We start from the raw sequence: 15,286 nt of genomic DNA on the forward strand, positions 1-15,286 counted from the left end.
TATGCAAGATAAATACGCAAGGGAATCCTATACCGAAATGAACGAATTGGTACTTCCCAATGACACCAATACTTTCGGAAACCTCATGGGGGGAAGACTTCTTTATTGGATGGATATCTGTTCGGCAATGGCGGCGCAGAAACATTGCAATAACCAAGTGGTAACCGTTTCGGTAGACAATGTGTCTTTCAAACGTTCCATCAAATTAGGTGAAGTGGTGACCATCGAGGCACAAGTAACCCGCGCTTTCAACACTTCCGTTGAAGTTAGAATGGAAATCTTTGCGCAAAACCTCCCTCAGGGCACTAAAGTTAAGTCCAATGAGGCATATTATACCTTTGTATCCATCGACGAGTCTGACCGTCCGAAAGCTATCCCTAAGTTGATCCCAGAGTCTGATAAGGAAAAGACTTTATATGACGAGGCCATGCAACGTAGGGAATTAAGGTTGTTATTGGCAGGCAAACTAAAACCAGAAAATGCCACAGAGATCAAGAATTTAGTCAATCTTTTTGAGCATAAGGGCTAAGGGGAGTTGTGATTTCTGAGTTGAACCAGGATGGAAGGGATTAGAGGATAGACCAAGATCATGGAATGAACCAGGATTCAATGGATGAGAGGATAGACCAGGATCGTGATCCATATTCCTCTTTAAAGATATTAATTTTCGGGACGAATTGAATGCATACCCTTAGATTTCATCCCTTTTTAGGCTTAATATACAAAGCTCTTATGTATCCATTCGATCGGTCCTAGATGGCAGTGTTATGCATACAATGGTGGTAAATACGGAATCCTCATCCCCCTGTTTGATCAGTAGGGATGCAATGGGTGTCGGATAGTAGCTATTGATGATATTGATCCTTTCCTGTACACCCTTTATTCCAAAGGAGCTTTGTTTGAATGCAGATGATTTATTTTCTGCATCCTTATTAAATCCTATTCCATTATCCATTATCTGAATGATAATTTTCTGGTCCTCTTCGGCAATGGATATTCGGATCAAGCCTTTTTTAGATTTCAAATGTCGGACACCATGGTGCACGGCATTTTCAACAATGGGTTGGATCAACATAGAAGGGATTTTCTTATCCTTCTTTATCAATCCTTTTTGAATCTCAAGTTCAAAATCGAATGCATGGTTAAAGCGTTCCTGTTCCAGTTCTAGGTAAAGTTTCAATAATTGTATTTCAGAACTCAAGCCGACAATGGAATACTGGGAATTCTCCAAGACCAAGCGACTAATGCTGGCGAATTTTTGGATTAGATCACTGGCACTTTTACTATCCTTCTCCACTACATAAGCTTCAATGGAATTCAGCACATTAAAAATAAAATGAGGGTTCATTTGGGAACGGATTGCCTTTAATTCACTTTCATAGAGCTTTTGCTTAAAATCATTTTCCAAGCGTTCCTGTTTCTCTTTTTCTATATCGGCGGCTTGCTCCTTGATCTTCGTTTCATTCATCATCAACTCCTGTTGGAGCTTAAGGTTGTATTCTGCCTGAAGTCGGTTAATGTTCTTATGTTCTTGTAGCCGATAGAAATAAAAGAGCGTAACAGCAGAGAGAAATAAGACCACAAACAAAAGCTTGAACCAAACCGTAGCATACCAGTGTGAAGCCAAGCTAATGTCAATTGAAGCAATCTGTGTTGACCAATTTCCAAACTGATCTCCTACCCTGACCTGAAATTGATAATCATCTCCTTCCAAATTATTATATACCGCAATCTGCTCTTCAGAACTTTCCACCCATTGGGGATCAAATCCAATCAATTGATATTGAAACCTCAGTCCTTGTTCCAAGAGTTGCTCTGCTGCAGAGAAGTTAAAGGTGAAGTTATTTTCATCTGGACCTAATTCGATTACCTTTTTGAATAGGTCTTCTGATCTATCTTGATGTTGAACGAAAAACTTATTGATCAAAGGCTTAAAATTGATCGTCTTATCTGGATGAAAAACGGGCAAATCCCCCTTGACTAACCCCCAATTAGTACACCAGAAGAGCTCATTACCTCGGACAAAAAAACTGTATGTGATGTACTCCTCAGGTGGGAATATCCCTGCAGATTCATTGAGATGGAAGAATAGCTTGGAATCTGGTTGGAAAAACATGGTGCCATCAAGCGACTTCATCCAAATAAGTCCATTTTTATCTGCTTGCATCTTGACCGAGTATAACCAGGGTTGCGTATTACTTTCTGGATATTGGATAAACTCATACTCTCTCCTATTATTTTTCTTGATTTCAGCAATTCCTGAACTGGAATTACTGAACCAAAACCGTTTGTCCTGATCCAACAGAAAGGAGAATACCGTATTGGATTGGAGGGTCTTTGGATTTTGTTTATTATGGGTGAATTGTTTGAATTGAGGGTCGAGCTTGTTTTCTAACAGGACCAATCCATAGCCATCCATTCCTAACCAAATTGAACCAAAGGCATCTTTGCCAACACAGATAACTTTTGGGTCTGGTAATCCCTCCTTTTCCGCAAACAGGTATATCTGCTTAGTATTTAAATGGTATCTATATAAGCCCGAACTCCAGGACCCTATCCATAGTATGGGTTCGTTGGCAATGGTATCCAAGATAATGCTATTGCAATCAGCTTTTCTAAAACCATAATCTTCATTTCTGATTTCCAATGGAACCAACCCTTTTTTAGGATCCTTAAATTCATAAACTCCTTGATCGATTGTTGAGATATAAATGGCCTCATCTGTTGTCATCAGGTTTCCAATCTTGAGATCTTTTAAGGAATATTTTGACAATCTAAAATCCTTATTCGCATCCAGTTCACCGAAATCAGTTTCAGTCCTGTACCAAACTTTACCTTTCCAATTGAACAATTCTACGATTGGATCGGCGTATCGATCTTCAATAAGACTATTTATTTGGTTGAGTTTGGTAGAATAATAAAACAGGCCCGAATTAGTTGCCAGCCAATAGCCATCCTTTACAATACAAAAATCAAAGATCCGTGTTGCCTTCGGTGTAATCGGCATTAATGTTTCTATAGAAATATACTCGATTTTCTTGGTTTCAGGCTGATAAGTATAGATGCCATTGGACACATGGCCAATCAGGATTTTATTTTCAGTTGGCCAAAAGGCAATGGAACTGATGCTATTATCATAAAAATTGATACTTTTGTCCCAGCCCAGAATAGAGGAAATGGTGTTTTTGAAGCTATAATCAGCAGCGATAAGATCATGGTCATAATATCCAGCATAGATACGATCTGGACGCAAAACAATACCATCTACCGCATTTTCCCCTTCATTTTCAAGATTAATCTGTTTTGCTGTATGTTTTATCGGATTATAGCATATCAAACCATCATAACGGGTCCCCATCCAGATATTCCCCAAAGAGTCCTCATCCAAGGAAAAGATGGAAAGATAATTTTTACTCACTATCCCAGGCATAGAGATCTGTTTTATTTCACCCGTTTCAGGATCTAGGGACTGGAGGTCTGTCTCTTGCCCTGAAAAATAAATCATACCCGATTTAGAAGCCAGTACATCATAAAGGTTGGTTTTTACCAAGCCTTTGTTGCTCACTTTTGCCGTATACGAACTCAGGTTATTTCCTATAGGCTTATTTCGATCATAGCAGATCAGTCCATGGCTATTGCTGGTAATCCAAATTCTATTTTTCTGGTCAATAGCCATGCTACCGAGGTAATTGAGCATCACCCCGTTTGTATGTTCAAATTTCACATCGGTAAACTTCTGACCATCAAAATAGGAAAGCCCACGTTTACCACTAATCCAGATCAATCCATTGCTGTCTTGCTCAAGCCCTTCCACTTCATTGTTGGAAAGCCCTTCCTTCTCGGTAAAATGGAGAAAGTTATAGATCCGTCTTTGTCCATAGGTAATAGAACAGGTTAAGCATACAGCAAGGACAAAAGATAGAATTATCTTCAAATTCATTGGGTTTAGAAGGCTGTAAACAACCTATCCATCAATTGCTTTTTTTTATTTGGAGAGACTTCGATCTCCGAACCATCGACTAATTCTAAGGTCCCTCCTTCTCCTTTTTTATATTTTACGACGTAATCTAAATTGACAATGACACTTCTATTGACTCGAAAGAGCTGCGTATTCTCCAATAACATTTCAAATTCCTTTAATGTTCTGGAAACAATGATTTTCGAGAGATTATTCAGGAAGAAGATACTGTAATTGCTCATGGCTTCGATACGGATTACATCATCCTTTTTCACCAGATGTATCCCTTCGGCAGTTGGCAATGCTAATCTTCCCATCACTGGGCGATTTTCCGTTAAGTCCACTTTTTTCAACTTTTCCCGCTGGGTGATCCGCAGTTCAAGTTTGACCATGGCTTTCTTGAGTTCCTCATTGTTTACTGGCTTTAGGAGATAATCGAGTGCATTTGCCTTCAAGGCATCCAAGGTGTAGATGTTATAGGCAGTGACAAATATGACTTCAAATTCAAATTGACCAAGTTTTTCGAGGAATTGAAATCCGTTCATAAATGGCATTTCAACATCGAGAAAAAGGACATCACATTCCATATTGGGCATTTGAAGCAAGGCTTCTTGAGGGTCATTGAATACGGCCGTTATGGACAATAGCTCCTGGAATTGTTGCAGCTTATGTTGCAATAATCCGGAACCACGAATTTCATCATCCAAAATAACTGCCTTTATCATATGTCTGTTAATTGGTTATTAATGAGTCAGCTGATATAAAGTTATTTGAAATTTTTGAATTAAACAGGAAGAATGAGCAAAGTAGGGATTTTAGTTATTGAAAGCGGAAAGATAATGAGAAAATAAAAAAACTCCCCAGTTTGGGGAGTTTCAATGTCTTTAGTCAGCATTTCCGAGTTGAACGATCCGATCAAACTCTTCAGCCTTAAGGGGCATCACGGATAGCCTACCTTGTCTGACCAATGCGATATCTTGAAGCAATGGATCTGCCTTGATTGTTTCCAAGGTAACTGGATGTTTGAAAGTTTCCACTGGAGCTAGATCCACCACTACCCAACGTTCATCTTCTGTGGTTGGATCTTGGTAGAATTCTTTCACGACTTTTGCCAAACCTACAACTTCTTTACCCTCATTGCTATGGTAATAAAGTACGAGGTCGCCTTTTTTCATCGCTTTTAGGTTGTTTCGAGCTTGATAGTTGCGTACGCCATCCCAAAAGGTCTCCCCATCTTTATTAAATTGTTCCCAACTGTATTTAAATGGTTCAGATTTCACCAAAAAGTAATTCATATCTGCATATTGATTAGCCAACGAACCTGTTGGCAGATTCCAAATTCAATTAGTTCTGTTGTTCCAAGATTTCCATTTTATCAGCGTAGTGTGCACAATAGTCACGTAAATCGCCAATAATTTTCTCAGCCATTGGATCACCACCTGAAGACCTTAGGAATGAGTCGCCTAATGTTTGCAAAGTTTCATAGAAGAAACGCTTCATTTCATCATAAGGCATATCTTTAGTCCAAAGGTCAATTCTTAATGAATTTTTATACTGGGCATCCCATAGCGCTAAGAACATAGCTTTTGCTGGTAATTCTTCTGTATTCTGCCCATCTGTAGAACTCCATTGGATGGAATCTGGAACATTGGAATCATCTAACTCGATCTGGAGTTTGATTTCTGCTTTCTTCATATCTAAAACTGTAATTTTATTAACATTGAAATGATACCCACCACCAAAATAAAGCCTATCTGCATGATCCATAAGCGTTGCGTATTCTTGGTCCATAAGCGGAACAGGATATCCACAACGATGAGCACGATAGAAAGGATAAGGAGCCAAGCCCATGAAAACAATGGCTTTTCTACCGAACCCATTTCAGATATTGCCCATACAAGGATACAAGCCAAGGTTATATTCAATGGGGTTAACTTCATCTTTTCTTGCTTGGTTTACTATTTCCCTTTTTTACCGGCTTAGCTTTACCACGAGCCTGTCTTTTTGAGTTATTTGCCTTAATGGCATATTTTTTCTCGTGGAATGCACCTTTGAAATCGGGGTTATCTTTTTTCTTCTGATTATCAATTTCCCTAGCGATATCCTGTTTCTCGTCGAAAGGTGTCTTTTCAACAACCACATCCGCAGGCAATTCCTTCACAGGAATGGTCTGTCTGATCAGTTTTTCAATTTTTGCCACATAATACTCTTCGGCTGGATTACAGAAGGTAATGGCATCACCTGTCTGGAATGCACGGCCTGTTCTGCCGATACGGTGTACATAGTCCTCGATAACGATGGGAACATCGAAATTGATCACATGGCTCACTTGCGATACATCTAATCCGCGAGCAGCAACATCCGTAGCAACCAAGATCCTAACTTCACCTTCTTTGAAGGCATTAATGGAATTGATGCGGGTATTCTGGCCTTTGTTTGCATGGATTACGCGAACCTCCTCAGGACCATATTTACGTTCTAGGAAGGCATATATACGATCAGCAACCACCTTAGTCTTGGTAAAAACGATGATTCTACTGAAGGTTTCATCGTCTTTGAAGAAATGTTGCAATAAGTTGATCTTCGTCTTTAAGTTGGGAACATGATACAGCTCCTGGGTCACAGTTTGTGCCGGAGTTGCCTGTTCAGTTACTTCGATAACGGTTGGGAATGCCAAGAAATCACCTGCAATCTTACGCACGAGTTCACTCATGGTTGCGGAGAAAAGAAGGTTCTGTCTTTTTCTAGGGACGATTTCCAGGACACGGTGGATTTTTCCAATAAAACCCATGTCCATCATCTTGTCTGCTTCATCAAGGACCAAGAATTTAAGGCTCTTGACATTGATATCACCTTCTAAATAGAGGTCGAGGAAACGGCCTGGAGTAGCAACAATGATATCACAGCCTTTGGCAAGGAGTTCCTTTTGGGTTTTTGGTCCCAAACCACCATATAACAGAACGGTTCTTAAGTCTAAGTAAGTGGAGAATTGCTTGATATGCTCTTCAATCTGCATAGCAAGTTCTCGGGTAGGGCTTAAAATCAATGCTCTTGGGTCATTACCTTGAGCATATTTCAGCTTCATGAGCATCGGCAGCACAAATGCTGCAGTTTTTCCGGTCCCTGTCTGCGCAATCCCCATCACGTCTTGCCCCGCTAGAATCGGTGTAATCGCCTTTTCTTGGATTTCAGTCGTGGTTGTATAGCCTGCTTCGGCTATTGCATTTAGGATCTGCTTATTAAATTTAAAGTCTTCAAATGACGCCATCTTGGCAAAGATAGTTAAATCCAAGGACATGCAGTGGCCTGATTTCCTTACAAATCATTTTGATTTGCGCCTAAATTCCAGCAAATTTGTCCTACCACAAAAAAGGTTGATATGAAAAAACTAGTATTACTATGTGTGCTGACGCTCGTTGGCACTTTCTCATTTGCGGATGAGGGCATGTGGTTCTTGATGCACCTAAAGCGTCTGAACGAAGCTGACATGCAAAAAAAAGGCTTAAAACTCACAGCCGAAGAAATTTACAGCATCAATAACTCCAGCTTGAAAGATGCAATCGTGCAGTTTAATGGCGGTTGTACCGCAGAGATTGTATCAGGAAGCGGATTGGTATTCACGAACCACCACTGTGGTTATGGCGCTATCGCAGAATTATCTACTCCAGAACATGATTATCTTACCAATGGATTTTGGGCTAAAAACCATGCTGAGGAATTAAAGCCTAAATCTTTGTACGTTCGTTTCTTCGTCCGTATGGATGATGTTTCTAAACGTATCCTAGGATTGGTAAACGATAAGATGTCGGAAAAGGAACGCGAAAAAGTGATCAATCAAGAAATTGCCAAGATCCAACAAGAAAACAGCGAAAACGGTAAATATGTTGTTTCTGTTCGTCCTTTCTATAATGGAAATGAATATTACTACTTCGTCTACCAAGACTTTACGGACGTCCGTTTGGTAGGGACTCCGCCAAGCAGCATCGGTAAATTTGGAGGTGATACCGACAACTGGGAATGGCCTCGCCATACAGGTGATTTCTCTATCTTCCGTGTTTATGCGGATAAAGATGGTAACCCAGCTGAATATTCAAAAGACAATGTGCCGTTGAAGCCTAAAAAATTCTTGCCAGTAAGCATCAAAGGTTTCCAAGATGGAGATTTCTCCATGATCTTAGGTTACCCAGGCCGTACAAACCGTTGGATGAATGCAGCAGGAATTGACCAAAACGTTAATTATGCGTATCCAGCATGGGTTGAAGCTTCTAAAGTAGGTATGGATGCCATGAAAAAATACATGGATAAAGACCAAGCGGTAAAATTAAACTATGCTTCTAAATATTCTGGAGTGGCAAACTACTGGAAAAATAGACAAGGGATGATCGATGCCTTGAAAAAGCACAAGACCGCAGCGGCAAAACGCAAGCAAGAGAAGAAATTCAACAAATGGGCTAACCGTCCTGAAAACAAGGAACAATATGGCAACGTCCTAGCGGTAATCAATGATTTCTACGCGAAAACAAACGATAAGGCTAGACAAGACAATTACCTGATCGGTATGTTACGTTCTTCGACTTTCGCAGCAATCCCTGCTACGTTAGGCAATGGTTTGAAACAATATGCACAAGAAAACGAAGCTAAACGCAAAGAAATGGCTCCACGCTTGGAAGCATTTATCGCGGATAACTATGAGAAAGCATATATGCCATTGGAAATTGATGTATTGGCTGATGAATTGAACCTATACGCAGCAAAAGGTGGTGAAATCGCTCCTTATGTTCGTGAAATGGCAAACAAGAACAACGGAAACTTCCAATCGGATATCAAAACAGCTTTTGACAACAGCATTTTTGGATCACAGGCAAAATTGGCTGAATACCTTAAAAACCCTAAAGCAGAGCTGATTGATGCAGACCCTCTTTACAAACTATCTTCATCTTTGATGGATAAATACCGTGAGACTTCTCCGGAGGCTGAAAAGATGAATGATGAGTTCTTGGCAGCATCCAGAAAATTCATCGCTGGAGTATTAAAAATGGATCCTAATGGCAAATACTATCCAGATGCTAACTCAACATTACGTTTGACTTATGGAACGATCAGAGCATTGCCTAAGGACAAAAGGAATGATGCCAAAGAAAATTATTACACCACATTGAAAGGTACCATTGCAAAATATAAACCAGGAGATGAGGAGTTCGATTTACCAAAAAGGTTAATGGAACTATATGAAAATAAGGATTTTGGACGTTATGCAGATAAAGCTGGCTATCTACCGGTTAACTTTTTAAGTGACCAAGACATTACCGGCGGTAACTCTGGATCACCTGTTTTAAACGGAAATGGCGAATTAATTGGCTTGGCTTTTGATGGAAACATTGAAGCAATGGCAGGAGACGTGATTTTTGATCCAAAATTGCAACGTACTATTTCGGTTGATATCCGATACGTTCTTTTCATAATTGACAAGTTTGCGGGTGCTCAAAACATCATCGACGAATTGAAAATAGTAGAGTAGATGCCACAAAAAAGGCGTTTATAACACAAAAAAACATTTTAAAATTCGCATTGTTTGCATTCCTTTTGTATATTTATGATATATTAGAGAATTAATTAAGAAAAACTAAAATTATATTAATTAAAAAATGGAAAACTACACTAAATTAAAAGAGCTAGTAGCTTCAATCGAAGCTGACGCAGAAAAATTCTTCAATAACGGAAACTCTGCTGCAGGAACACGCGTTCGTAAAGGGTTACAAGAGATCAAAACTTTAGCTCAAGAAATTCGTAACGATGTTACTTCTAAGAAAAACGAGAAGAAATAATTCGTTGAATTAAAGCATAAAAATCCCGGTCAGTACTGACCGGGATTTTTTTTGCGCCAAGATTTGGGTATTCTTTAGAACCAGGATTCAAGGGATGGGAGGATAGACCAAGATTATTATTCATATACCAGTTGAAAGGAATCACGACTCCTTAGGAAGGTCAACCCTAATTTGGGATGGACATAGGTCTAAATACTAAATACTTTCTACTAAATACTCTTTCAAAGCGAAAGAGCCGGATAAACCCGGCTCTTTGCATCATCATTAATTTTGAATTGCTTAATAAATAAGATCTTAATATGATCCTATAAGAATATGGCTGCCATAATCAGGTTGAACTGTTTGTCGGTCATCCAACGGCCAAAGATTTCCTTCATGCGGTCTTTGGTCTGTTGCCTGGTCATGGTATCAGCTTTCTTCTTAAAGATATTGGAGTTAACTGTCGTCGCTTGCATTTCCACTTTTGTGGCGTAAATATTGAAATGCTGTTCTGGAACAACCAACCCTAGGATCATTCCTGGTAAGCCATGCAGGGTACTAGGCGATCCGGCAGTCGGAATCTGATCGGTGTAGAAGGCAACTACATACACAGAGTCCAATGTGACGCCGTTAGCTCGTCTACAATCGTATCCAGCAATATTTCTGTATTCATTTGTTATCTTCCACTTAACGTTCGTCAGAGAGTCCTTAATGTTGATCTGTGAGCCTCCCATTTCCATGGTCTGTAAGGATTCGTTCTTTGCTATGTTTTGATAAATCTTGGCACCGTAATCCAAAAGGCCCATACGCAAAAGGTTTGCAATCATTTGCGGTTGGTCCTTCTCAATAGGCTCCACGGAGAATTCAGATCCACTAAAGGATAGTTTTTTATTTAATACTGCTGTCTCCGGTACTTTGGCCATCATTTCCTCAAAATACTTCTTGGAGAAATCTCCATCTTTCAAGGTTTGGATATGCCTACGCATCAGATTCTTGACGTGAACAGTTTTGTCATAAGTAATGGTTCCTTGTTCAGGGAAGAAAGCATATTGTGCATTGGCGAATCCCATGCTCAGGATGGCCAAAAGTATTGTCGATAATATATATTTCATTTTCATAATTACTCAGCTCCTTTCATTGATGTGAATTCCCAAGATAGTTTCAGCATATAATATCTTGCGATATTGTTAAAGCGCTGTTGGGTGATCGCTTGTCCTGACTGGCTTCTGCTAAATCCAACGTTTTGATTAAATACGTCATTCACGTAGAACGATGCGATCAGACTTTCATTTTTCATGAATTTCTTGGAAATACCTGGACTGAACTTCAACCTACTGAAATCTGTTGGCAATGATTTAGTTGCCGCTTCATACTCGTAGTTCAACTCACCGGTCAACTGGATCTTCGCTGGCAGGTAGTAAGTAAATCTACCGTAAGAGTCGAAAGTGAAACCTTCAGAGTTCAACTCAGGGTTCAGGGTGGTTTTCAACACTCTATAACCTGGAGAGAAATTCAGGTAAAAATCAAAGCCTTTGGTTGTATTTTTTTGGAAACCGATATCCGTTCCGAAGCTGTAGCTGATATTCTTGTTTTCTTCAAAATCCTTTGGATTATTGACATCAGAAAGGTCTTTGATCTTGTTGTAATAGTTATTTAGGTTTGCATTCAACCCTAAGTTCATCTTAATCTGCTTTTTCTTGATCAGATCGAAGAAGTACCCTCCATAAATATAACCATTGGTCATTGCCTTATCGGTATTGACATAATAAAGATCTCTTTTCAGGGAAGGATGGATAACAACATCAGTCTGGATTGCATTTAAGGTCTGTGTCATACCGATACCGGTGTAGATATTCTTTCCTTTCAGCATATCATACCAATAATAGTTCAAGTTATAATTGTTGGAAACGGATGGTTTCAAACTTTCATTACCGAAATATTGGTTCATCTGATCTTCGTTCTGTTTCAAAGGTTGAATCTGGAACAGAGAAGGCAATGAATTGGATCTGTTGTAAGATAAATTCAATGATTTAGCCTTGGTGAAGTTATATCTGAAACGAGCTCTAGGGTTGTAAGTAAGGTAATCTCTACTCATTTCATTTCCTGCCAAGTTGTTCTTTTGGAACATATCATCATGTCTGATGTTATTGGTTAAGTTAAACTCAATTTTATCGGCTTTATAATTGAATGAAATGTTGGCTGCGTTCCTAACTGTATTGAAGTTAAAGTCATTACTGAATTCCTCATCGAAATCGGTATAGTTGCCAGAAGCATCCTTGTTGTAGGCACTATTGATCGAGTGAGCCTTCGAGTTGGTGTACTCATAACCAAAAGCCATATTGATCTTCTTGGAAAATGGCTCTGTATAAGTTGCAGCGGCCATGATCGAATTGGAGTTATTGGAATTGTCTTTAAACTGATCAACAATGGTCTCTGTTCCTTCTACAACATTTTTCAATGAAGAGTTCAACATCATGTCAGACTCCGTTTTACCTAAGTTTCCAGTGAATTTCAAGTTGATGGAACGTCCCTCTTTTGCAAATTTCCTTGTGAAGTTTGCATCATAGTTGAAGTTGTCATTTGATGAATTGATATCTTGAGAACGTTCATCTTCCGATTGCAATTCGCCGTTCTTAAAGCTCTTTCCTCTTCTCTGGGTATTATTTTCACTGTTCATTTTTGAAGCAGCAACACGCAAGGTCAGGGTTGTCAAGGAGTCAATATTAACATCGTATTTAGTGTTCAGGCGATGTCCTGTACTTTTGGAGATATCATCATTATCAGTTTCAGAGTTTGAGATACCCTCCGTCAAAGGAGTTTGGCTAATGGTATTGGTATTGATTTCATTTTCAGCCATACCATATTTATAGTTCAGGTTCAACTTATGTTTCTTTTCCTTCCAAGCATCCATAAACGAAACCCCAGCGGTCAAGGCTTTTGGTTGCCCCCTATTGGTGTTGTTCAGGAATCCACCACCACCAGAGATCATGATTCCACCATCATCCAATACGGTCATATTTCCGTTATCAACACCAAACTTCTCAGCTTCGCGCCAATCTAGATCGGTAGTTCCATCGTTGGAAGTAATGCCGTATGCAGAGATCTTTTGGGAACCCTTGAATTTATTGATGGCTGCTTTACCGAGATAATATCCAGAATTATCATCTAATCCTCCGCCAGCTTCAAGCTTGCCGAACATACCGTTCTTGGCATCTTCTTTTAATTTCACGTTAATGGTTTGAACGCGGGTTCCATCGTCAACACCCGTACGTTCAGCTTCTTCAGATTTTTTCTCGAAGACCTGAACCTTATCCACCATATCCGATCGGATATTACGGGTTACCAATTTAGGGTCATCTCCAAAAAACTCTTCCCCATCGACAAGCACCTTTTCAACGGTCTTTCCTTGGGCAGTAATCTTACCCGATGCATCGACTGAAATACCAGGGAGCACCTTTAGCAGGTCTTCTACCTTTGCATTCTTTTCAGTTACGAAACTGGATGCATCATATTCTACGGTATCTCCCTTAATGACAACGGGGATCTTACCAGTAATTAACACTTCTTCAATCAGGTTGGCCGCACTTTGCATAGTGACTTCACCAAGATTCTTGTCTCCAGAACCTTTGCTGATAGTTTCAAAGAAGTCACCAAACTTTGGATAGCTGATGATGACTAAATAATCCGTGGTATCAGGATTGTTGAGGGAGAATTTGCCCTCTTGATTTGCTCTCGTAAAGTCTACGAGGATGGAATCTTTCGCCTGCAAAAGCATGACGGTCGCATTGATAAGCTTCGTCTTGTCCGTTTCATCAACGACAGTACCCGTAATTTTAGTTTGGGCAAAACTTGCAAGTGAAAATAAACCGAGAAATAGGCTTAAGATTACTTTGGTTAGTGGTTTCATAAAAAAGTTAAAGTTTCAAATCAAATAAAGGCAGCACTAAATTATCACTATTGTGAGAAATAACAGAAAACTAAAAGATCTTTAACAATCATTTAACACAATGCTTTAAAAAACGAGATTTCATTTATTGAAAATCTATGTAAACATATGTCGTCGGGAGAAAGAAAAAGTTACAGCTCTTGTAAAATTTATTTCATTACCTTTGTAAAAACACTTTTGAAATGCAAAAAATCAAAGACTATGTAGAAGCAAACAAAGATCGCTTCTTAGAAGAATTATTTGAATTATTGCGCTTTCCATCAGTTAGTGCTGACCCACAGTTCAAGGAAGGTGTAATCAATACCGCACAATTTGTAGCTCAAAAACTTAAGGATGCTGGTGCAGACAACGTTGAGATTTGTCCAACTGCAGGCTATCCAATCGTATATGGGGAGAAGATCATCGACCCAAGTTTACCGACAGTTTTGGTTTATGGACATTATGATGTGCAACCGGCAGACCCAATTGAACTTTGGGAAACTCCTCCATTTGAGCCAACTGTTCGAGACGGTAAAATCTACGCTCGTGGTGCTGCTGACGACAAAGGGCAGTTCTATATGCACGTTAAAGCTTTTGAATATATGATGAAAGAAAATGAATTGGCATGTAATGTTAAATTCATGATCGAAGGAGAGGAAGAAGTAGGTTCTGCAAATCTGGGCATCTTTGTCAATGCAAACAAAGAACGCCTTAAAGCTGATGTAATCGTTATTTCGGACACGTCCATGATCAGTCTTGAAAATCCTTCATTGGAAACAGGATTGCGTGGTCTTTCATACGTTGAAGTTGAAGTTACTGGTCCTAACCGCGACCTTCACTCTGGTGTGTATGGTGGTGCTGTAGCTAACCCTGCGACCATTCTTTCAAAGATGATCGCTTCGTTGCATGATGAAAACAACCACATCGCGATTCCAGGTTTCTATGATGATGTATTGGAGTTGACTGATGCAGAAAGAAAAGCTTTGAACGAAGCGCCTTTTGATGTTCAGGAATACGAAAATGATTTAGGTGTTCAAGAATTATGGGGTGAGAAAGGGTTTACTACTATCGAACGTACTGGTATCCGTCCGACTTTGGAAGTAAACGGTATCTGGGGTGGTTACATTGGTGAAGGAGCAAAGACCGTATTGCCTTCAAAAGCTTTCGCAAAGATCTCTATGCGTTTGGTCCCTAATCAAAACTCAGAGCGTATCACTAAATTGTTCAAAGAACATTTTGAAAAGATCGCTCCTAAATCTGTAAAAGTAGAGGTTAAACCCCACCATGGTGGTGAACCAGTAGTTACTCCTACTGATAGCATCGCATATAAAGCTGCTGAAAAAGCATTGGAAGAAACATTTAATAAAAAACCTATCCCGACAAGAGGTGGTGGATCTATCCCAATCGTTGCCCTATTTGAAAAAGAATTGGGCATCAAAACAGTGCTTTTAGGCTTTGGATTGGATTCAGATAACCTGCACTCTCCAAATGAAAAGTACGGTATTGAAAACTATTTAAAAGGAATTGAAACTATTCCATTGTTCCATAAATATTATGCTGAACTAAGTAAATAAAATAAAAAGCTTCACGATTGTGAAG

Annotated in this window: 12 protein-coding genes; 4 read left to right on the forward strand and 8 right to left on the reverse strand. The window is 39.4% G+C overall.

Going from position 1 to position 15,286, the window contains the following annotated elements; all coding sequences use genetic code 11:
• Window position 1 precedes the first annotated feature (1 nt).
• Complete coding sequence (locus NLF99_RS01025; RefSeq protein ID WP_185211147.1) at window positions 2-529, forward strand: acyl-CoA thioesterase; 528 nt, start codon at window positions 2-4, stop codon at window positions 527-529.
• A 201-nt stretch (window positions 530-730) separates the two neighbouring features.
• Here NLF99_RS01025 and NLF99_RS01030 read toward each other — a convergent pair whose 3' ends face one another.
• The 6 genes from NLF99_RS01030 to NLF99_RS01055 all read right to left on the reverse strand — a co-directional run bounded on the left by NLF99_RS01030 (window position 731) and on the right by NLF99_RS01055 (window position 7,226).
• Window positions 731-3,940 (reverse strand): sensor histidine kinase, encoded by a 3,210-nt coding sequence (locus tag NLF99_RS01030; protein WP_254526450.1) that lies wholly within the window; start codon window positions 3,938-3,940, stop codon window positions 731-733.
• Window positions 3,941-3,945: 5 nt separating this feature from the next.
• Window positions 3,946-4,683, reverse strand: a complete 738-nt coding sequence (locus tag NLF99_RS01035; RefSeq protein WP_185211150.1) for a LytTR family DNA-binding domain-containing protein — start codon at window positions 4,681-4,683, stop codon at window positions 3,946-3,948.
• Between the two features lie 159 nt (window positions 4,684-4,842).
• Entirely contained in the window at window positions 4,843-5,253 is a 411-nt protein-coding gene (locus NLF99_RS01040) for an EVE domain-containing protein (RefSeq protein WP_185211152.1), read from the reverse strand.
• Between the two features lie 49 nt (window positions 5,254-5,302).
• Complete coding sequence (gldC, locus tag NLF99_RS01045; protein ID WP_185211155.1) at window positions 5,303-5,653, reverse strand: gliding motility protein GldC; 351 nt, start codon at window positions 5,651-5,653, stop codon at window positions 5,303-5,305.
• A gap of 2 nt (window positions 5,654-5,655) precedes the next feature.
• Window positions 5,656-5,898, reverse strand: coding sequence for a hypothetical protein (locus tag NLF99_RS01050; protein ID WP_185211156.1), 243 nt, complete (start codon window positions 5,896-5,898; stop codon window positions 5,656-5,658).
• Window positions 5,895-7,226, reverse strand: a complete 1,332-nt coding sequence (locus NLF99_RS01055; protein WP_254526930.1) for a DEAD/DEAH box helicase — start codon at window positions 7,224-7,226, stop codon at window positions 5,895-5,897. Before NLF99_RS01055 ends, NLF99_RS01050 begins: the two co-directional genes overlap by 4 nt.
• 111 nt (window positions 7,227-7,337) lie before the next feature.
• Between NLF99_RS01055 and NLF99_RS01060 the strand changes: the two genes are divergently transcribed.
• Window positions 7,338-9,476 (forward strand): S46 family peptidase, encoded by a 2,139-nt coding sequence (locus NLF99_RS01060; protein ID WP_254526451.1) that lies wholly within the window; start codon window positions 7,338-7,340, stop codon window positions 9,474-9,476.
• Window positions 9,477-9,603: 127 nt separating this feature from the next.
• The gene (locus NLF99_RS01065) at window positions 9,604-9,783 is read left to right on the forward strand and encodes a histone H1 (protein ID WP_185211160.1); all 180 of its coding nucleotides are present in this window, start codon (window positions 9,604-9,606) and stop codon (window positions 9,781-9,783) included.
• 305 nt (window positions 9,784-10,088) lie between these two features.
• Here the strand turns inward: NLF99_RS01065 and NLF99_RS01070 are convergent, their stop codons facing one another.
• Window positions 10,089-10,874 carry a GLPGLI family protein gene (locus NLF99_RS01070; RefSeq protein WP_185211162.1) on the reverse strand — a complete coding sequence of 262 codons (786 nt, stop codon included), beginning with the start codon at window positions 10,872-10,874 and terminating at the stop codon, window positions 10,089-10,091.
• Window positions 10,875-10,882: 8 nt separating this feature from the next.
• Window positions 10,883-13,669 (reverse strand): outer membrane beta-barrel protein, encoded by a 2,787-nt coding sequence (locus NLF99_RS01075; protein WP_254526452.1) that lies wholly within the window; start codon window positions 13,667-13,669, stop codon window positions 10,883-10,885.
• Between the two features lie 221 nt (window positions 13,670-13,890).
• On the opposite strand from NLF99_RS01075, the gene NLF99_RS01080 reads away from it, so the two are divergent.
• The gene (locus tag NLF99_RS01080) at window positions 13,891-15,261 is read left to right on the forward strand and encodes a dipeptidase (protein WP_185211166.1); all 1,371 of its coding nucleotides are present in this window, start codon (window positions 13,891-13,893) and stop codon (window positions 15,259-15,261) included.
• The last annotated feature ends 25 nt before the right edge of the window (window positions 15,262-15,286 follow it).

It is taken from the genome of Sphingobacterium sp. LZ11T8 (assembly GCF_024261425.1).
Taxonomy (GTDB): Bacteria; Bacteroidota; Bacteroidia; order Sphingobacteriales; family Sphingobacteriaceae; genus Sphingobacterium.

Excerpts from the sequence above, each read along its gene's own strand:
- NLF99_RS01055 (WP_254526930.1), bottom strand. The coding sequence starts at position 7,226 with ATGGCGTCATTTGAAGACTTTAAATTTAATAAGCAGATCCTAAATGCA.
- NLF99_RS01070 (WP_185211162.1), bottom strand. The coding sequence starts at position 10,874 with ATGAAATATATATTATCGACAATACTTTTGGCCATCCTGAGCATGGGA.
- NLF99_RS01040 (WP_185211152.1), bottom strand. The coding sequence starts at position 5,253 with ATGAATTACTTTTTGGTGAAATCTGAACCATTTAAATACAGTTGGGAA.
- gldC (WP_185211155.1), bottom strand. The coding sequence starts at position 5,653 with ATGAAGAAAGCAGAAATCAAACTCCAGATCGAGTTAGATGATTCCAAT.
- NLF99_RS01025 (WP_185211147.1), top strand. The coding sequence starts at position 2 with ATGCAAGATAAATACGCAAGGGAATCCTATACCGAAATGAACGAATTG.
- NLF99_RS01065 (WP_185211160.1), top strand. The coding sequence starts at position 9,604 with ATGGAAAACTACACTAAATTAAAAGAGCTAGTAGCTTCAATCGAAGCT.
- NLF99_RS01075 (WP_254526452.1), bottom strand. The coding sequence starts at position 13,669 with ATGAAACCACTAACCAAAGTAATCTTAAGCCTATTTCTCGGTTTATTT.
- NLF99_RS01080 (WP_185211166.1), top strand. The coding sequence starts at position 13,891 with ATGCAAAAAATCAAAGACTATGTAGAAGCAAACAAAGATCGCTTCTTA.
- NLF99_RS01060 (WP_254526451.1), top strand. The coding sequence starts at position 7,338 with ATGAAAAAACTAGTATTACTATGTGTGCTGACGCTCGTTGGCACTTTC.
- NLF99_RS01050 (WP_185211156.1), bottom strand. The coding sequence starts at position 5,898 with ATGAAGTTAACCCCATTGAATATAACCTTGGCTTGTATCCTTGTATGG.
- NLF99_RS01030 (WP_254526450.1), bottom strand. The coding sequence starts at position 3,940 with ATGAATTTGAAGATAATTCTATCTTTTGTCCTTGCTGTATGCTTAACC.
- NLF99_RS01035 (WP_185211150.1), bottom strand. The coding sequence starts at position 4,683 with ATGATAAAGGCAGTTATTTTGGATGATGAAATTCGTGGTTCCGGATTA.